This is a genomic window from Hymenobacter nitidus, from assembly GCF_020447315.1.
Lineage (GTDB): Bacteria > Bacteroidota > Bacteroidia > Cytophagales > Hymenobacteraceae > Hymenobacter > Hymenobacter nitidus.
On sequence record NZ_JAJADQ010000005.1, the window covers coordinates 382,578 to 400,859 of the forward strand.

The window sequence follows — 18,282 nt, forward strand, 5'->3', positions numbered from 1 at the left end:
TGCTATGATTAACTTTGTAATAGTTCTACAGAATCAGCTGAGTCTGCCACCAAAAAAGGGCAATTGCCAAGCTGACAATCACCCTTTTGGTTTCAGGCATCAGAGCCAGGACTATTGGCCGCCCGTGGTGCCGCCTCCGGTAGAGCCGGTGCCGCCCGCCGTGCTGCCACCTGCCGTGGTAGTACCGGCCGTGCTGCCAGTACCGGCCGTCGTGCCCGCCGTAGTGCCGCCGGTGGTAGTGCCGTCCGTAGTTCCGCCGGTAGTAGAGCCGGTGCCGCTGGTGCTGCCCATGTCGCCACCAGTAGAGCTACCGCCCATGTCGCCGGTACCGGAGGTGCTACCGCCGCCCATACCGCTGGTGTCAGAGCTCATGGAGGCGTCGTTGGTGCTGGTTGCTTCTTCGGTAGCCATGCTGGAGCCACCGCCGTTTTCGGCCGTGCCGCTACCGTTATTGTCGCCGCAGGAGCTAAGGGTAAGAGCGCCTGCGCAGAGGGCCGCGGCCAGAAGTGTTATTCGTGGTTTGTACATAAAATTCAGAACGAAAGAACAGTGAAAGATAGTTTTGCTTTCTCTATACGGTTGATTATGAATAACAAGCGAGAATTAATACAAGAATAAATACGGATTTTGCAAAACAAACCCGGATGCGGTAAGTACGCAACCCCCTAAAATTCCGAAGTTGGCTGCCGCCGGTAGCCTACTTTTCAGCGGTTACGTTGTTATAGCCTCTCACTTACCTACTCCTGGCCCCATGGCTACCCCGGCAGCTACCATTCTCTTCGACGGCGTGTGCAACCTCTGCAACGGGTTTGTGCAGTTTATCATCCGGCGCGACCCGGCCGGCTACTTCCGGTTTGCATCGTTGCAGTCGGAGGCCGGCCGGGCGCTGCTGGCCGAGCATGGCCTGGCCCTGGCCGGCACCGGCCCGGAAACGGTAATGCTCGTGGAAGACAACCGGGTGTACACCCATTCCACCGCCGTGCTGCGCATTGCCCGCCACCTGGGCGGCGCTTGGCCGCTACTCTACGCTTTCCGGCTGATACCCGCTTTTCTGCGCGATGCGGCCTACCGCTTCGTCGCCCGCAACCGCTACCGCTGGTTTGGCCAGCAGCACGCCTGTCTGCTGCCCAGCTCCGAGCTACGCGGGCGGTTTCTGGGCTAGTTCGGCCTGCATTTAGACGGAGATTCTAATTTTACGCTGCCCGCCTCGCTGCTGCTCACGGGCGGCTTTTTTGTGCCTTTTTCCTTCCCACATCACCTTATGGCCTACCGCATGCAAGCGCTCCAAATCGACGGCATCAACGAACCCGCTCATCTTCAGGAAGTAACTACGCCCACGCCTGGCCCGGGCCAGGTGCTGGTGCAACTGCACGCGGCTGCCCTCAACCACCGCGACGTCTGGATTCAGAAGGGGCAGTACGCGGGGCTGAAGTTCCCGTGCATCCTGGGCTCTGATGGGGCCGGCGTTATTATGGCAGTAGGAGAGGGTGCCGATGCTGGTTGGCAGGGGCAGGCCGTCGTCATCAACCCCGGCCACAACTGGGGCGACAACCCACGGGCCCAGGGGCGCAGCTTCACCATTCTGGGGCTGCCGGCCCAGGGCACCTTTGCCGAATACGTGTGCGTGGAGGCCCGCTACGTGCATCCTTTGCCCCGGCATTTGAGCTTCGAGCAGGGCGCTGCCTTGCCGCTGGGCGGGGTTACGGCCTACCGGGCCGCCTTCACGCGGGCGGGTCTGCAGGCCGGGGAGCGGGTGCTTATCAGCGGCATTGGGGGCGGCGTGGCGCTGCTGGCCCTGCAGATGGCCGTGGCCGTGGGAGCCGAAGTCTGGGTCACGTCGGGCTCGGCGGAGAAGCTGGAGCGGGCGCGGCAGCTGGGGGCCAAAGGCGGCATCAGCTACCAGCAGGAAAAGTGGGCTTCGGAGCTGGTGAAGCAGGCGGGGGGGGCCTTCGATGTCATCATCGACAGTGCGGCCGGTCCCGGGTTCGAAGCCTTGCTCGATGCCGCCGCGCCGGGTGGCCGCATCGTGTTCTACGGCGGCACGTTGGGCGCTATTCCGCAACTGCCCCCGGCCAAAGTGTTCTGGAAGCAGCTGTCCGTTCTGGGTTCTACTATGGGCACCGAGCAGGACTTTGCCGCTATGGTCGACCTGTTTGAGCAGCACCAGCTGGTGCCAGTTATCGACCAAGTATTCCCATTGGCCGAGGGCGAAACGGCCCTGCGCCGTATGGATCAGGGGCAGCAGTTCGGGAAAATCGTGCTGAAAATCAAAGAGTAACAATCAGGCAAAAATGTAAGATTTTTTCGGGTGAAATTGAATGTTGCGAGTGGGTGTTTTGTTATTTCAACAGCTGAGAGTATCACGATAAGCAAGCCGCTGAAGACTATGAAAAACCCCGCCGAATACCTGGAAAGTCACGTTTTTGAAGCCCGTCGTCCGCGCAAGGATCTGCAGCCGGTAGTAGCGTATTCCGATGCCGTGCAGGCTATTGAGCAAGCTTTGGCTGACGCGGAAAAATACAAGTATCTGCTGATGCGCGCCCTGCGCCGTCACGCCGACGACGTCAACGGCGTCGTATTCACGCCCGCGGCCCGGGCCGCCACGCCGGTGCTACCGATGTACCCCGACGCCGCCGAGCAGGAGCAGGCCGCTTAAAGGTGGCGTTGTACAATTCAGCCAGCTTCAGCGGGTGATTCCAGTAGTGGAGTCACCCGTTTTTTGTGCGCCGACAGGTTGACGCTAAAAACGTACCGGCTGCTACTATCGAAGGGGTAGTAGCTTACTAAGGCTGCGGGGCTACGGCGGGCTTGGCACCAAGCTCATTTTACCTTAATCGGTGTAAGTGGCAGTTCTTTACGCCTGTGCCAGCCGGCCCTGCAGATGCTGGGCCAGAGCCAGGGCCTGCTGCCGCAGCTCGGGCACCGCCGTCGACTCGAAGTAAGCCGGGCGGCGGCTGGGGCCCAGAGTGAAAAACACCTCTGATACTTCCCCTTGAGTGTTTTGCAAGGCCCCGTGCGCGTCCGTAACGATACCCAGGTGCAGCGCGTCGGGCACCAGCTGGCCGGCGTTGCGCAGGCCGCTCACCAGCGGGTCCGGAATGCGGCTGTAATCCAGCAAAGGGCCGGTGCAGGAAATAACGTGCTGCACCGTCAGCTGCTCCTGCTGCCCCCGCCGACTGATGCTGACCTGTAAATCGGGGCCGCTAGCTTCTATGTGCTGCACCTTGCCCAGCTGCATCTGCACGATGCCCTGGTCCAACATGCTCTGCACGGCTTCCGCATTCTGGGGCGGGCTGCGGTGCCGCACCACCGACCAGATAGAGGCCACGTGGCGCAGAAAACGAGCCTGCTCGGCCACCGACCAGGCCTGCCAGATGCGCCCCAAGTCGGGCCGGAGCGAGTCGATAACCGGGCGCCAGTCTAGCCCCAGAGCCAGGGCCGCCCGCACGTGGCGCCGCACGACGCGCACGACTTCCGCTACGGTCGTCAGGCCAGCCAGTTCGGCGGCGTAAAAGCTGGGGTAGGTGTGGCCCAGCGGACCGTGTACCGTGGGCCAGCGGCCATTGCGGGCCACTACTGTCACTTGTCCATGGTGGCCGTCGGCAGCCAGGCCCAGCAGCACATCCACGGCCGTCAGCCCCGAGCCAATGAGCAGCACGGTGTCGTCGGGGGCAATATTCTGCAGCGCCAGTGGCCCCCAGGGGTTGCTGTGGTAGCGCGCGTGATGCCGCACCTCGGAGCTGAGCCGAAGGTCGGGCGCGGGTGGGAAGTTGCCCAAAGCCAGCACTACCAGCTCGCTCGGTATTTCATGGCCGTCGGCTAAGCGTACGGTGGCGGCGCGGCCTTCGGGGTGCGGCACGGCGGCTACGGCCTTCTGGTGGTGGCGAAAAAAGCGCATGCCGTTGGCAGAGGGCCAGGCCAGCACTTCTTCGGTCAGCTGCTGCAGGTAGCGGCCGTAGGTTTGACGGGTGCAGAAGCCGCCCGCGCAGGGCGGAGCCTTGCTCGCGCCCAGCCAGGTGCTGAAATGGTCGGGCTGCTGCGGAAAGGCGCTCAGGAAAGGGGCCCGTACGTTGAGCAGGTATTCCTTGCGGCGGGCTGAGTACGCCAGCCCCGGCCCGGCCAACGCCCGCGGCTCCACCAGGTGCACGTCCCAGGCGTAGGAGCCGGGGAGCTGGGCAAGCTGGACCAGAAGCATGGAGCCGGAGAAGCCTCCGCCCAGAATCGTAATGGTTCTTCGTGACACCGTGGCTGGTTGTGGAGTAGGGCAGAGCAGAATTACGGGGAGAAAATGCGCGAAAAAATCCGGTCTGAAAAATCGGCGCGCTTTGCTCGGCTGCGTCCGGGGACTGTAAAACAAACCGCCCGGCCGCAGAATGCATACGGCCGGGCGGGAATATGGATGAAGCACAGGCGGGAAAAAGCCCGCGTATGCCGGGTGTTGCTACAGATATTGCCCCGGCACGAGGTAGTTGCGCACGTAGTCATCAATGCCGTCTTCGAGCTTGGTGAAGGGCAGCGTGTAGCCAATGCTGCGCAGCTTGCTCATGTCGGCCTGGGTGAAGTACTGATACGTGTCGCGGATGTCCTCCGGCGTGTCGCGGAAGCGGATGTCGGCCGTGCGGCCCAGGGCTTTGAACGTGTTGAGCGTCAAATCCAGGAAGGTGCGGGCCTCGCCGGTGCCCAGGTTGTAAATACCCGAATGCTGGCGGTTGTTCATCAGAAAGAAGCACACTTCTACCAGGTCCTTCACGTACACGAAGTCGCGCTGCTGCTCCCCATCGGCATAGTCGGGGTTGTGGGAGCGGAACAGGGTCATGGAGCCCGTCTGCCGGATCTGCTCGAAGGCGTGGAATATCACCGAGGCCATGCGGCCCTTGTGGTACTCATTGGGGCCGTACACGTTGAAAAACTTCAGGCCGGCCCAGAAAAAAGGCTTTTCCGGCTGCTGCACGGCCCAGTTGTCGAAGTCGTTCTTTGAGTCGCCGTAGGGGTTCAGGGGCCGCAGCAGAGGTAGCAGGGCATCGTCGTCGGAGTAGCCCAGCGTGCCCGAGCCGTAGGTAGCGGCCGAGGAGGCATACACCAGCGGCAGCTGATACTGGCAGCAGGCCTGCCACATTTTCTTCGAGTAGTCCAGGTTCAGTAGGTCGAACACGGCCTTATCCTGCTCGGTGGTGTCGGTGCGGGCGCCGAGGTGGAAGATGAATTCCACTTCCTCATGATGCTGGTCGAGCCAGTCGAAAAACTCGTTGCGGTCCACGTATTCGCGCAGGTGCTTGCCCTTCAGGTTGGCAAGCTTCCGCTCCACGGCGAAATTATCCACCACCACGATATCGTTGAAGTTGGCGGCGTTCAGGCGGGTAACAAGGCAGCTGGCAATAAAGCCGGCCGCTCCGGTGACAACAATCATAGGGCTGATATTTTGGCCAAAAGTAGGGAAAAACGGCGGGCTGAGCCGGTGCCGGGCTGGTGTAGAGACGCATATTTGCTCCCCGTCGTTGGGTAGTAAGGGCCATTGCAGGCAGCACTTCCAGCATCCGCACCGCTTGAGACACAAATATGCGTCTCTACAACCGGCGCCGCGCCTACCTTTGCGCTATGTCTCGTCTGCTCCCTAGCGTCTTTTTCAGCTTGCCGCTGCTTTTCCTCTTTGCCGCGTGTCAGTCCAATGATAAATCTGCGGCTACAGCTACGGCCACCGCGGCCGCTCCGCAGCACGTCACCGACGATTTGGGCCATCAGCTTACTATTCCGGCGCGGCCGCGGCGCATCATGTCGCTGGCCGCCTCCATGACGGAAATGCTCTACGCCGTGGCCGATACCGCTACTATCGTGGCCCGCACCCAGGTCTGCGACTACCCGCGGGCGGCCTTGCGTAAGCCCGTTATCAGCAGCTACCCGCTCGATCTGGAAGGCCTCGTGGCCCTGCACCCCGATGTGGTGTTTACTGTGGAAGGCATTACCTCGCTCGATGACATTGCCCGCCTGGAAAAGCTCGGCATTCCGGTGTATTGCCAGCGCTATACTACCGCTGCCGATATTCTGCGCGGCCTCACCGACCTGGGCCGCCTGCTGGGCCGACCTGTCCAGGCCAGAAAACTGACTGACTCGTTGCAGGTGGAGCTGCAGGCCATGCAGCAGCTGCCCCGCCCCAGCCGGCCACCGGCGGTGCTGGCCATTACCTGGCAGGATCCGATTTACGTCTACGGCGAGAATACGCTCTTTACGGACAAAATCCGGTTGGCCGGTGGGCAAAATGCCGTGACGGAGCACTTCGCCCAGCCTTACCCGGCCTTAACGCGTGAGTATATTCTCAAGCTCAATCCCGACGTGCTCATCGGCGGCAGCTTCGGGAAGCTGGATAGCACCTTTTTCAAGAACTACCCCGAGCTGAAACGGATAAAGGCCTACCAGAACCGCCGCGTCTACGGCATCACCGGCGACCTGATGGAGCGGCCCAGCCCGCGCGTGGTAGAGTCGGTGCGGGAACTGCAGCGGCTTATCGGGGCCCCACCCGCCCCATGAGCCGCCGTGCCTTCCCCTGGATTCTGGCCAGCCTCTCGCTAATGCTGGTGCTGGTGGTGCTGGGGCTGCGCATCGGCAGCTTCGCCACCGACTATGCCTTTATCGGCCGCACGCTGCTCAATTACAACCCCGACGACCCGGCCCAGCTGGCGCTGGTACAGCTGCGTCTGCCGCGCATCGTTATGGCCTTGCTGGCGGGAGGGGGACTGGCCGTGAGTGGCTACCTGATGCAGGCCATGGTCAATAATGCGCTGGCCGACCCGTACCTGCTGGGCACGGCTTCGGGCGCTTCCCTGGGCGCTATTCTGTGCTTTTCCCTGCTGTCCAACCTTACCGTGGCCGGTATCTACCTGCCGCCCCTAGCCGCGCTGGTCGGGGCGTTGCTTACCACGCTGCTGGTCGTGGCGCTGGGCAGTCAGCGCGGCCAGCTCATTCCGGGGCAGCTGCTGCTGGCCGGCGTGGCCATTAGCTCGCTTACGGCGGCGCTGGGCGGGTTACTGTCCTTTCTGTCCAGCTCCGAGGGGCAGCTGCGCACGGTGGTGTTTTGGGCGATGGGCAGCTTCGAGCGGGCCGGCTGGGACGTGCTGCCGTACCCGGCGCTGGCGCTCGGGGCGGCCCTGCTGCTGCTGGTGTTCCTGCAAAAAGACCTTAACGTGCTGCTGCTGGGCGAGGAGCGGGCCCAAACCTTGGGCGTGCAGGTAGCCCGCACCCGTTGGATTCTGGTAGTAACGGCCGCTACGCTTACCGGCTGCGTGGTGGCTTTATGTGGGCCCGTGGGCTTCGTGGGCCTGATGGTGCCCCACCTCACGCGCTGGCTGCTGGGCGTCACCGGCAAGGCCAATCTGCTGTTCTGTGCTCTGCTCGGGGCCGACTTCCTGCTGGGCTGCGACCTGCTGGCCCGGCTGCTGTATCCGCCGGCCGGCTTACCCGTTGGGCTTATCACGGCCTTATTCGGCGTACCGTTCTTCGTATATTTGCTGCGCAAAAAGCGCGTGGCGCTTTAAAGATGCATGTTACCGGCCGTGCGCTTCTATCCCGGATAGGAGCGTTTCCCATGTGAGCCGGTGCCAGGCATCTTCTCAACTTCAGTACCCAACGAATGATTTACGTCAGCCGGCAGGAGCATTTCAACGCCGCTCACAAGCTCTATAACCCTTCCTGGACCGAGGAGCGCAACAAAGAAGTGTTCGGGCCCTGCGCCAATACCAACTGGCACGGCCACAACTACGACCTGATCGTGACCGTGAAAGGCCAGCCCGACCCGGAAACCGGCTTCGTCATCGACCTCAAGCAGCTCAGCACGCTTATCCGCGAGCATGTCGTGGACCAGGTAGACCACAAAAACCTGAACCTTGATGTGCCGTTTATGGCCGGTCAGCTGGCTAGTACCGAAAACCTGGTGGTTGCCTTCTGGGAAATCCTAAACCGCGAGATTCCCAAGATTTCCGCCGCCCAGCTGCACTGCATCAAGCTCTACGAAACCCCGCGCAACTTCGTGGAATACTACGGGGAGTAGGTTAAAGAATTGGTAGCATCATGCTGAGCTTGCTGAAGCATCTCTACCGTTAAAGTAATGTTGATTACCAGTGCAGTAGAGATGCTTCGGCAAGCTCAGCATGACGTAATGATTTCTTGAATAGGCTCTAAAAGCCGCATTTCAATCGAATGAAATATTATCTGATTGCTGGTGAGCGTTCCGGCGACTTCCACGCCTCCCACCTCATGCGCGAGCTGCGCCAGCAGGACCCCGAGGCCGAGTTTCGCGGCTGGGGCGGCGACATGATGCAGGCGCAGGGCAGCACGCTGGTACACCACTACCAGGAAATGGCCATCATGGGCTTCTGGGAGGCGGCTACCAGCATTCTGAAGTTTCGGGGTTACCTCAAGGAGTGCCAGCGCGACATTGAGGCCTACCAGCCCGACGTGATTATCCTGGTCGACTACGCCGGCTTCAACATGCGCGTGGCCAAGTTTGCCAAGCAGCAGGGCTTGAAAGTATTCTACTATATCTCGCCCAAGATCTGGGCCTGGAACCAGGGCCGCGTGCACAAGGTGAAGGCCCTGGTGGATAAGATGTTCGTGATTCTGCCCTTCGAGGCCGATTTCTACCAGCGCTTCGACTACAAAGTCGACTACATCGGCAACCCCACCGTGGACGCCATTGCCGAGCACGTACCCAGCACCGACTTCCACCAGCGCAACAACCTCGACCCCGCCCGGCCCATTATTGCCGTGCTGCCCGGCTCGCGCAAGCAGGAAATCGAGGAGATGCTCTACGAAATGACGGCTATCATCCCACCGTTTCTGGACTACCAGTTCGTGGTGGCCGGCGTAACAAACCTCGACCGGAACTACTACGCTAACTTCGAGCGCAACAACGTCCGCATCGTCTTCGAGCAAACCTACGACCTGCTCACCCATGCCAAAGCAGCCCTGGTTACCAGCGGCACGGCCACGCTCGAAACGGCCCTGTTCAACGTGCCCCAGGTGGTGTGCTACCGCACCAGCGCCGTTTCCTACGCCATTGGCAAGGCCGTTATCAAGGTGCCCTACATTTCCTTGGTCAACCTCATTGCCGGTAAGGAAGTCGTGAAAGAGCTTATCCAGGGCGACTTTAACTCCCGCAACCTCGTGACCGAGCTCAAAAAGGTGCTGCAGGACGAAGAGTTTATTGCCCAACAAAAAGCCGGCTACGCCGAACTGCAGGAGAAGCTGGGCCGCAACAACGCCGCCAAAAAAGCCGCCGAGCTGATGGTGGGATATTTGAAAAAGTAGGGGAGAGCAAGGCCGCATCATTGGCTGGCAAACCTGTAGCCGTACCCGGAATGCCTGCTGTCGGGGATTTACCCAAATTTTGAGGAGAGTCGTTACAACAGAAAGCCCCGGCAGGATATCCTGACGGGGCTTTCTGTTAGACTCGTATTGAACTCTAGGCGGCGCGCAGCTGCTTCAGCGGCGACTTCTCAAACTTGCTCTGGGCGTAGTCCAGGTCGATAACCAGTTCCTTAGCGTCGGCGTCCGAAGGCATGTCGAACATGGCGTCGGTCATGATGCTCTCGCAGATGGAGCGCAGGCCGCGGGCCCCGAGGCGGTACTCGTCGGCTTTCACCACGATGTACTCCAGGGCTTCCTCGGTGAAGGTCAGCTCGATATTCTCCATCTCGAAGAGGCGGCTGTACTGCTTCACAATCGAATTCTTGGGCTCGGTCAGGATTTTGCGCAGCGTGGCGTGGTCCAGCGGGTTGAGGTGAGTCAGCACCGGCAGGCGGCCAATCAGCTCGGGAATCAGGCCGAAAGCCTTCAGATCCACGGCCGTCACGTAGCGCAGGAAGTTGTTGGTATCTACTTTCTCCGAAAGCTGGGTCTTGGCAAAGCCCATCGGCTTGGTGTTCAGACGGCTCTTGATGATCCGGTCGATGCCGACGAAGGCACCGCCGCAGATGAAGAGGATGTTCTCGGTGTTGACCGTAATCATCTTCTGCTCGGGGTGCTTGCGGCCACCGTGGGGCGGTACGTTTACGGTGGTGCCTTCGAGCAGCTTCAGCATGGCCTGCTGCACGCCCTCGCCGCTCACATCGCGCGTGATGCTGGGATTGTCGCTCTTACGAGCAATCTTATCGACTTCGTCGATGTAGACGATGCCGCGCTCGGCGGCTTCCACGTTGTAGTCGGCGGCCTGGAGCAAGCGGGTCAGGATGCTTTCCACATCTTCGCCCACGTAGCCGGCTTCGGTCAGCACGGTAGCGTCGGCAATACAGAAGGGAACCTGCAGGATGTTGGCCAGCATTTTGGCCAGGAAGGTCTTGCCCGTGCCGGTTTCGCCCACCATGATGATGTTCGACTTCTCGATCATCACCTCGTCCTTGCCCGCCGTTTTGGGCTGCATCAGGCGCTTGTAGTGGTTGTATACCGCCACCGACATTACCTTTTTGGCCTCGTCCTGGCCTACCACGTACTGGTCCAGATACTCCTTCATTTCCCGGGGTTTCACCAGGTTAAACTTAGGCGTCTTGGAGTTCGAGCGGATTTTGTTCTCCTCGTTCAATATCTGCTGGGCCTGACCCACGCACCGCTCACAGATGTGGGCGTTGATGCCGGAAATCATGACCGAGACATCTTTTTTGCTCTTACCGCAGAAGGAGCACGTTATATCTGCCATTGCTAGGACTCTCAGGATAGGTAGGAAAGCTTCGTTTTACCCGAAGCCACCCCAAAGGTACGAAAACGCAAACGCCGTACGCAGCAAAAAAAGTTGCTAACGGTTGGGCCTCTACTTAAAAGAACCAAAAGCCCGCCTTCAGGTTGTCAACTGAAAGCGGGCTTTTTAGGGCTTGTCAAGAAGCGGAAACGAGCAGCTTACGCCGTCTTCTTCTCCAGAACTTCGTCGATCAGACCGTATTCTTTGGCCTCGTCGGCACGCATCCAGTAGTCACGCTCCGAGTTGTCGTAGATTTCCTGGTAGGTTTTGCCGCTGTGCTTGGCCAGAATGTCGTACAGTTCCTTCTTCAGCTTGAGAATCTCGCGGGCCGTGATTTCGATATCCGTCGACTGGCCTTGCGCGCCACCCGAGGGCTGGTGAATCATGACGCGGGCGTGGGGCAGGGCCGAACGCTTGTCCTTGGCACCACCGGCCAGCAGTACGGCGCCCATCGAGGCAGCCAGGCCGGTGCAGATGGTTGCCACATCGGGACCTACATACTGCATCGTGTCATAAATGCCGAGGCCGGCATACACCGAGCCACCGGGCGAGTTGATGTAGAGCAGAATGTCCTTTTTGGCATCAGCCGACTCCAGAAACAGCAGCTGAGCCGTGATGATGTTGGCAATATAATCGTCGACCGGCGTGCCCAGGAACACGATACGGTCCATGATCAGACGGGAGAATACGTCAATTTCAGCGAAGCGCGTGGGGCGTTCCTCAATCACCGAGCGGGTCATGCCCGTGGGCAGCATCATTCCGGAGCGCACCTGGCCTTCCACGTGGTTCAGATACTGGTCCACACCCAGGCCACTCAGGCCCTGGCCTTTGACGGCGAATTTGCGGAACTCTTGTTTATTCAGCATGGGAAAAATGTAGGGTAGAGAAGATTAGAAACGAAACCTGCCGGGCAACAAAAAAGCCCTGACTGGCAAGTAAGGGCTTTTTTGTTGGTTACAAAACCAAGATGCTGGCTAAGGCTTAGCTGGCACCCTGAGTCCGGAAGTCCTCGGCCGAAATCGGGTTGTCATTAACAACAACTTTGCCGCGCAGGTTTTCGATGACTTTCTCTGCCAGAATGGCTTCGTACTCGTTTACGTAGTTCTTGCCGTTGTCCTGGCGCAGGTAGTTGTCGGCGAAGCCGCGTACTGATTCCTGCAGCTCCTCGCTGATTTCGGGCAGGTTGAACTGGCCCATGATCTTCTGCATGGTGCGCTCCACAATTTCGTCGTTCGACACCTTCAACTCCTGCTCCTCAACGACTTTGTTGCGGATCATCGACCACTTCAGCTCCTTCTCGTAGTCCGAGTAGTGCTCTTCTACCTGCTCGGCCGTCAGCTTGCCGGCGTTGGCCCGCACGAGCCACTTCTTGAAGAACTCGGTGGGAATCTGTACCGTGGTGGCGTCTACCATCTTGTCGATGATCTGACGGTTCATCAGGTTTTCAGCCTCGCGGTCGTAGTTCTCCTGTACCGTGGCACGTACTTTCTCGTCGAACTCCTCTTTCGAAGTCACGATGTCCTTGCCGAATACCTTGTCGAACAGCTCCTGGTCGTGCTCGGGCTTGGTGGTGCGGTTGATTTTCTCCACCGTCAGGGTGTAGTCACCGCTGATGTTGGCCGCCTCTTCCTTGGAATGGCCCGAGAAGCTGGCAATGGCCGAAGCGTCGCCGCCGAAAGCGTCCGATAGGTCGAAGGTCAGCACGTCGCCGGGCTTCACACCAATGAACTTGTCGGCGCCGTTCTTCACCTTGTTGATGGGCAGCAGTACGGGGCGCTCCGAAGCTTCGTCGTCGCCTTTCTTCAGCTTACCATACAGGTAATCACCTTCTTCCGAAACCTCGGGGTTGGTGCTTTCGCCAAACTGACGACCGATCTGGTCGTAGGTTTCTTCCAGCGTGCTGTCGTCAACCGACACCTGGTGACGGTCGATGGTGATGGACTGGTCGGCGGGCAGCTCGAAGTCGGGCAGCAGGCCCAGCTCAAACTTGAAGTCGAACTCCTTATCGGTATCAAAATTTACGTCGCTGGGCACGGGCAGAGGCTCACCGAGGATTTTGATGTTGTTGTCTTTGATGTAGCCGTCGACAGCTTTACCGAGCAGGTTGTTAATTTCCTCGCCCAATACGCCTTTGCCGTACATCTTGCGCACCAGCCCAACCGGCACTTTGCCGGGGCGGAACCCTTTGATCTGTGCCTTTTTGCTGTATTCTTTCAGCTTCTCGTCCACGGCGGGCGAGTAGTCAGCTTCCGTCAGGTGTACTGTCAGGATGGCACTAAGCTGATCGTCGTTTTTGTCGAGGGTGATATTCAAAACGGGGTCGTCGGTTAAAGTAAACGAATCGAAAGGCAGGCGAAAAAGAAACCCCCAACGGGTGGGTTGAGGGCTCAGGGTACTCGTTAAAAACTAATCTGTGCGGATGGAGGGACTCGAACCCACACGCCTTGCGGCACCAGATCCTAAGTCTGGCACGTCTACCAATTTCGCCACATCCGCGGTTCCTCGGCCTATTGCCTTGGGGGCGCAAAGCTACGCAAGCATCGCGAATATTCAAACCAAGCTGTAAAAACGGTGTAGAAAGTAGGGCAGAAGCGGCTTTGGTGCCGGTAAAGCGCTGGAAGCCGGAGTTTTGCAAGTTGAGAGTTACTACAGTTTTGCTTCGCGTGCAGCGGGCAGCCAAGCCGACTACAGCGTTCAGTCTGTTGAAGGCCTGCAAGGATTTTCTGCTCGGCATTGTTATAAATACAGCCCGGACGCAAAACCCGCCCCGGCCTTCGTACTTTCGTAAGCGTAGTAAATACCGAAGCCCTCAGCTTCACCCCGCATAATGGCCACTCTGATTGACCCCGAAGTAGAACGCAACGAGATTCTTCGCCACTACCGGCGCCTGCTGCGTACCGCTAAGCCCTATTTATCTGGCAACGACGCCAAGCTGATCAAAAAGGCGTTCAACACCTCCCTGGAAGCCCACAAGGAGATGCGCCGCAAGTCCGGGGAGCCCTATATTCTGCATCCGCTGGCCGTGGCCCAGATTGCCGTCGAGGAAATCGGCTTGGGCACCACCAGCATCGTGGCGGCCCTGCTGCACGACGTGGTCGAGGACACACCCTGGGAAATTTCGGACGTGGAGCGGGAGTTTGGCCCCCGCGTGGCCCAGATTGTCGACGGCCTGACCAAGATTTCCGGTGTCTTCGAGTATGGCACCAGTGAGCAGGCTGAGAACTTCCGCAAGATGCTGCTCACCTTGTCGGAAGACGTGCGCGTCATCCTGATCAAGATTGCCGACCGCCTGCACAACATGCGCACGCTCGACTCGATGCCGCGCCACAAGCAGCTCAAGATTGCCTCCGAAACCATTTACCTCTACGCCCCGCTGGCCCACCGTCTGGGTCTCTACGCCATCAAGAGCGAGCTGGAGGATTTGTACCTGAAGTATACCGACACGGAAGTCTACAACGACCTCACCAATAAAGTACGCCAGAGCCGCGGCGCCCGGAACCGCTTTATTAAGGAGTTCGTCACGCCCATCGATGAGGAGCTAAAGGCTCAGGGCTTCGGCTTCGAAATTAAAGGGCGCCCCAAAAGCATCTATTCTATCCTGCGCAAAATGCGCAAGCAGAACGTGACCTTCGACGAGGTCTACGACCTGTTTGCCATCCGCGTCATCTTGGACGTACCTCAAGAGCAGGAAAAGGCGGCCTGCTGGCAGGTGTACTCCATTGTTACGGACTTTTACCAGCCCAACCCTGACCGGCTCCGCGACTGGGTGAGCACGCCAAAGGCCAACGGCTACGAAAGCCTGCATACCACGGTCATGTCGCGCACCGGCCAATGGGTGGAGGTGCAGATCAGGAGCCGCCGCATGGATGACATTGCCGAGAAAGGCTACGCGGCGCACTGGAAATACAAGGATACCGGCTCGGTGCAGCCCGAATCGACGCTCGAAGCCTGGATTGCCAAGGTGCGGGAAATGCTCGAAACCAATAATTCCAGCGCCCTGGAGTTCATGGACGAGTTCCGTCAGAACCTGTTCGTGAAGGAAGTCTACGCCTTTACGCCCAAGGGCAAGCTGGTGATTCTACCCGACAAGGCTACAGCCCTCGACTTCGCCTTCGAAATTCATACCCATATCGGCCTGCAGTGCCTGGGTGCGAAAGTCAACCAGAAGCTCGAGCCCCTGAGCTACCAGTTGCGCAACGGCGACCAGGTCGAAATCCTAACTTCTCAGAAGCAGCGCCCCACCGAAGAATGGCTGCAGTACGTTATTACGTCCAAGGCCCGCACCAAAATCAAGGACTGGCTGCGCGACGACAAGCGCAACAAAGCCGAGGATGGCCGCTTCATCGTGGAAAAGCGCTTGGAACTGCTCGGGGTGGAAAACAATCAGGACAACCTGAACCGCATGTTGGCCCACTTCAACATGTACAACCCCCAGGATTTTTACTACCGCATTGCCCTCGGGCAGCTCGACGGGCGCGAAATCAAGGAAAGCCTCTTCGATCCGGCCATTGAGGTGCCGCGCATTCCCTCTATGCTCGAACCCAAGGCTTTCGACCAGGAAGTGCAGAAGATTCGCGGCGTGCGGGCCGATATGCTGGTAATAGGGGAGGAGACCCAGAAGTTTGACTACACCATCGCACCCTGCTGCAACCCGATTCCCGGCGACGACGTGTTCGGCTTCGAAACGGAAAAAGGCATCGTGATTCACCGCACTTCCTGCCCCAAGGCCGTGGAGATGATGTCGAACTACGGCAACCGCATTGTGCGGGCCAAGTGGACCGACCAGCTGGAACTGGCTTTTCTGGCCGGCATCCGCATCAAAGGCTCCGACCGGGTGGGATTGGTAAACGACGTGACGCGCATCATTTCCAACAGTCTTAAGGTGAATATGCGCTCCATCACCATCGACTCCAACGACGGGTTCTTCGAAGGACAGATTATGGTGTTCGTCAACGATACCGACCACCTCAACAAGATGATTCACCGACTGTCTAAGGTCAACGGCGTGCTGATGGTGGAGCGGTTTGCTTCTTAAGTACTAAAAAGTTTAAAAAGTATTAAGCGGTACAACTGGCAGGAAAGTATAGGAAGGTCAGGAATAACTATGGTCGGCTCTGCCGGTTATAGGCTTCGAAACGCCTTGCTTTCACTACCTTTGGTACTCCTTATATATAAGGTCACATAATGTTGGATAAAGAGAAGTTCGAGGAAGTAAAGAAGATCTTCACCGCTTACCTGGAGAATAAGGGCTTGCGCAAAACGTCTGAGCGTTATTCTATTCTGGAAGAAATATACTCCCGCACCGGCCACTTTGACGTCGAAGAACTGTATGCCGGCATGAAGGAGCAGGGCCTGCAGGTCAGTCGCGCCACCGTCTACAATACCCTCGACCTGCTGGTTGAGCACGGCCTAGTCAGTAAGCACCAGTTTGGTCGTAATCTGGCCCAGTACGAGAAGTCCTACGGTTACCGGCAGCACGACCACGTCATCTGCACCGAGTGCCACAAGGTCGTCGAGTTCTGCGACCCGCGCATTCACGGCATCCAGACCATGGTCGGGGAGCTTTTGAATTTCCATATCTTGCATCACTCTTTAAACCTCTACGGCGTTTGTGGCGACTGTCGCGCTAAAGCAGCCGCCCGCGCAGCCAGCGAATGAAAACTGAATCTACCGTAAGCAACGGCATCCTCCACGTGCGCCTTTCCGGCGACCTGATCGGCAGCCCCGACACCCAACAGCTTCTCCAGTCCGTCGATGACCACTTGGGCGAGTCTGTGATGCTCTGCGCCGTTGACCTATCGGGCGTGCGCTACATCAACAGTACGGGTATCGGCGTTCTGGTTTCCCTGCTCACCAAGTTCCGCAGCCGCGGCGGTGAGCTGGTGCTTATCAACCCTGCCGACCACCCCCGCAAGATGCTGGCCCTGACCAAGCTCAACGCCATCTTCACCATTGCTGAAAACGAAACGGCAGCCGCCGAAGTCCTAAAATCCGCTAGCTAATGCCCGTTGACGTACTTGTAGGCCTGCAATGGGGCGACGAAGGAAAAGGAAAGATTGTTGACGTACTGGCGCCTACCTACGATGTAGTGGCCCGCTTCCAGGGAGGGCCCAATGCCGGCCATACCCTCACGTTCGACGGACTCAAGCATGTGTTGCACCAGGTTCCATCGGGCATTTTTCACCCGCACATCATCAACGTCGTCGGTAATGGCGTGGTCCTCGACCCGGTCGTTTTCCGGGTTGAGCTGCAAAAGCTCACCGACAGGGGCGTAAACTGGGCTCAGAACCTGCACATCTCCAAGAAGGCTCAGCTAATTCTGCCTTCCCATCGTGCCCTCGACCGAATTCTGGAGGAAGCCCGCGGCGGTGGCAAAATCGGCTCAACCCTGAAGGGCATCGGCCCCACGTACCAGGATAAGATTGGCCGCACCGGCCTGCGGGTTGGTGACATCTTGGCCGCCGATTTCCAGGAGCGTTACAGCGAAGCCGTGGCTCGCCACGCTACGCTAGCAAGCTTTCACGGGCAGCAGCTCGATATTGAGCAGGCCGAAACAGAGTTCTTCTCCGCCATCGACTTCCTGCGCACCTTGCAGCTAGCCGATACAGAGTACCTGTTAAATGATTTGCTGCGTCAGGGTAAAAAGATTCTGGCGGAGGGCGCGCAAGGATCTTTGCTGGATATTGACTTCGGCACCTATCCCTTCGTTACTTCCTCCAGCACAGTCGTAGCCGGCGCCTGCACCGGCCTGGGCATTGCTCCCCGTCATATCAATAAGGTATATGGCATCAGCAAAGCCTACTGCACCCGCGTCGGCAGTGGCCCATTCCCTACTGAGTTGCATGATGCGGTAGGCGAGCAAATTCGGGCTGCGGGCCGCGAGTTCGGTGCTACCACCGGCCGGCCCCGTCGCTGCGGCTGGATTGATCTGCCGGCCCTGCGCTATAGCATTATGCTAAACGGCGTCACGGAGATTCACCTGATGAAGGCTGACGTGCTGGATGAATTCGATGAGATTCGCATTTGCACGCACTACCGCAACCCGGAAGGGGAGGAGACTAACCAGCTTCCGGACCTAAGCGACCTTCAGACGATGAAGCCAGTATACACCAGCCTGCCCGGCTGGAAAGTGAATCTGCAACAAATTGACTCGGCCGCAAGCTTGCCCAAAGAGTTAAAAGACTATGTCACCTTCTTGGAAACGCAGTTGGAAGTACCCATTAGCATTGTCAGTGTCGGCCCAGATCGGGTAAGCACACTACATATGGTGTAAGACGAGTTTTAGTATCTGCCAAAAGCGCGACAAAGAAGGTTTCTTCTCTGTCGCGCTTTTCTGTCTTAGGGTGAGTTAGTACTGATACACACTGAAGAACTTTGTTTTTGAAGATGGTGTGAACTATTATGGTTCCACAAGTAGTTATAACACAGCCTGTAGCGGCGAACCCCCTTTTTAAAGTGCCGGCCTTGAACGAAAAAAGGGGGCTCTGGGTTTGGATCTTTCCCGGGCAAGCTGCACTTTTGCACCCCCAACTCGAACGGAGGCGGGCGTACCCCCGGAGGCG

At 58.6% G+C, this 18,282-nt stretch carries 17 protein-coding genes and 1 tRNA gene; 11 read left to right on the plus strand and 7 right to left on the minus strand.

The window, feature by feature from the left end; genetic code table 11:
- Positions 1-111: 111 nt before the first annotated feature.
- Entirely contained in the window at positions 112-528 is a 417-nt protein-coding gene (locus LGH70_RS12160; RefSeq protein WP_226185934.1) for a hypothetical protein, read from the minus strand.
- Positions 529-751: 223 nt separating this feature from the next.
- Between LGH70_RS12160 and LGH70_RS12165 the strand changes: the two genes are divergently transcribed.
- The 3 genes from LGH70_RS12165 to LGH70_RS12175 all read left to right on the plus strand — a co-directional run bounded on the left by LGH70_RS12165 (position 752) and on the right by LGH70_RS12175 (position 2,656).
- Entirely contained in the window at positions 752-1,162 is a 411-nt protein-coding gene (locus LGH70_RS12165; protein WP_226185936.1) for a thiol-disulfide oxidoreductase DCC family protein, read from the plus strand.
- A gap of 111 nt (positions 1,163-1,273) precedes the next feature.
- Positions 1,274-2,278 carry a quinone oxidoreductase family protein gene (locus LGH70_RS12170; RefSeq protein ID WP_226185938.1) on the plus strand — a complete coding sequence of 335 codons (1,005 nt, stop codon included), beginning with the start codon at positions 1,274-1,276 and terminating at the stop codon, positions 2,276-2,278.
- A gap of 108 nt (positions 2,279-2,386) precedes the next feature.
- Complete coding sequence (locus tag LGH70_RS12175; RefSeq protein ID WP_226185939.1) at positions 2,387-2,656, plus strand: hypothetical protein; 270 nt, start codon at positions 2,387-2,389, stop codon at positions 2,654-2,656.
- 198 nt (positions 2,657-2,854) lie between these two features.
- Here the strand turns inward: LGH70_RS12175 and LGH70_RS12180 are convergent, their stop codons facing one another.
- Together LGH70_RS12180 and rfaD are read right to left on the minus strand one after the other, a co-directional pair.
- On the minus strand, positions 2,855-4,408 hold the full coding sequence (locus LGH70_RS12180; RefSeq protein ID WP_348533747.1) for an FAD/NAD(P)-binding protein: 1,554 nt from the start codon (positions 4,406-4,408) through the stop codon (positions 2,855-2,857).
- Positions 4,409-4,441: 33 nt separating this feature from the next.
- On the minus strand, positions 4,442-5,407 hold the full coding sequence (gene rfaD, locus LGH70_RS12185) for an ADP-glyceromanno-heptose 6-epimerase (protein WP_226185941.1): 966 nt from the start codon (positions 5,405-5,407) through the stop codon (positions 4,442-4,444).
- Positions 5,408-5,595: 188 nt separating this feature from the next.
- On the opposite strand from rfaD, the gene LGH70_RS12190 reads away from it, so the two are divergent.
- From LGH70_RS12190 to lpxB, 4 genes are all read left to right on the plus strand, one after another.
- On the plus strand, positions 5,596-6,522 hold the full coding sequence (locus tag LGH70_RS12190; protein ID WP_226185942.1) for an ABC transporter substrate-binding protein: 927 nt from the start codon (positions 5,596-5,598) through the stop codon (positions 6,520-6,522).
- The gene (locus tag LGH70_RS12195) at positions 6,519-7,526 is read left to right on the plus strand and encodes a FecCD family ABC transporter permease (protein ID WP_226185943.1); all 1,008 of its coding nucleotides are present in this window, start codon (positions 6,519-6,521) and stop codon (positions 7,524-7,526) included. The genes LGH70_RS12190 and LGH70_RS12195 overlap by 4 nt, the downstream gene beginning before the upstream one ends.
- 95 nt (positions 7,527-7,621) lie before the next feature.
- Positions 7,622-8,038 carry a 6-pyruvoyl trahydropterin synthase family protein gene (locus LGH70_RS12200; protein WP_226185944.1) on the plus strand — a complete coding sequence of 139 codons (417 nt, stop codon included), beginning with the start codon at positions 7,622-7,624 and terminating at the stop codon, positions 8,036-8,038.
- Between the two features lie 149 nt (positions 8,039-8,187).
- Entirely contained in the window at positions 8,188-9,297 is a 1,110-nt protein-coding gene (gene lpxB / locus LGH70_RS12205; RefSeq protein WP_226185945.1) for a lipid-A-disaccharide synthase, read from the plus strand.
- Between the two features lie 154 nt (positions 9,298-9,451).
- On the opposite strand, the gene clpX is transcribed toward lpxB, so the two are convergent.
- The 4 genes from clpX to LGH70_RS12225 all read right to left on the minus strand — a co-directional run bounded on the left by clpX (position 9,452) and on the right by LGH70_RS12225 (position 13,216).
- Positions 9,452-10,681, minus strand: a complete 1,230-nt coding sequence (clpX, locus tag LGH70_RS12210; protein ID WP_226185946.1) for an ATP-dependent Clp protease ATP-binding subunit ClpX — start codon at positions 10,679-10,681, stop codon at positions 9,452-9,454.
- Positions 10,682-10,878: 197 nt separating this feature from the next.
- The gene (locus tag LGH70_RS12215; protein ID WP_262904531.1) at positions 10,879-11,586 is read right to left on the minus strand and encodes a ClpP family protease; all 708 of its coding nucleotides are present in this window, start codon (positions 11,584-11,586) and stop codon (positions 10,879-10,881) included.
- A gap of 115 nt (positions 11,587-11,701) precedes the next feature.
- Positions 11,702-13,033: a trigger factor gene (gene tig, locus LGH70_RS12220; RefSeq protein WP_226185947.1), complete on the minus strand. Its 1,332-nt coding sequence runs from the start codon at positions 13,031-13,033 to the stop codon at positions 11,702-11,704.
- A gap of 101 nt (positions 13,034-13,134) precedes the next feature.
- A tRNA-Leu gene (locus LGH70_RS12225) sits at positions 13,135-13,216 on the minus strand.
- A gap of 331 nt (positions 13,217-13,547) precedes the next feature.
- Here LGH70_RS12225 and LGH70_RS12230 point away from each other — a divergent pair.
- The 4 genes from LGH70_RS12230 to LGH70_RS12245 all read left to right on the plus strand — a co-directional run bounded on the left by LGH70_RS12230 (position 13,548) and on the right by LGH70_RS12245 (position 17,993).
- Positions 13,548-15,755: a RelA/SpoT family protein gene (locus LGH70_RS12230; protein WP_226185948.1), complete on the plus strand. Its 2,208-nt coding sequence runs from the start codon at positions 13,548-13,550 to the stop codon at positions 15,753-15,755.
- A 149-nt stretch (positions 15,756-15,904) separates the two neighbouring features.
- On the plus strand, positions 15,905-16,378 hold the full coding sequence (locus LGH70_RS12235; protein WP_262905317.1) for a Fur family transcriptional regulator: 474 nt from the start codon (positions 15,905-15,907) through the stop codon (positions 16,376-16,378).
- Entirely contained in the window at positions 16,375-16,722 is a 348-nt protein-coding gene (locus tag LGH70_RS12240; RefSeq protein ID WP_226185949.1) for an STAS domain-containing protein, read from the plus strand. The genes LGH70_RS12235 and LGH70_RS12240 overlap by 4 nt, the downstream gene beginning before the upstream one ends.
- Positions 16,722-17,993 (plus strand): adenylosuccinate synthase, encoded by a 1,272-nt coding sequence (locus tag LGH70_RS12245; protein ID WP_226185950.1) that lies wholly within the window; start codon positions 16,722-16,724, stop codon positions 17,991-17,993. The genes LGH70_RS12240 and LGH70_RS12245 overlap by 1 nt, the downstream gene beginning before the upstream one ends.
- The last annotated feature ends 289 nt before the right edge of the window (positions 17,994-18,282 follow it).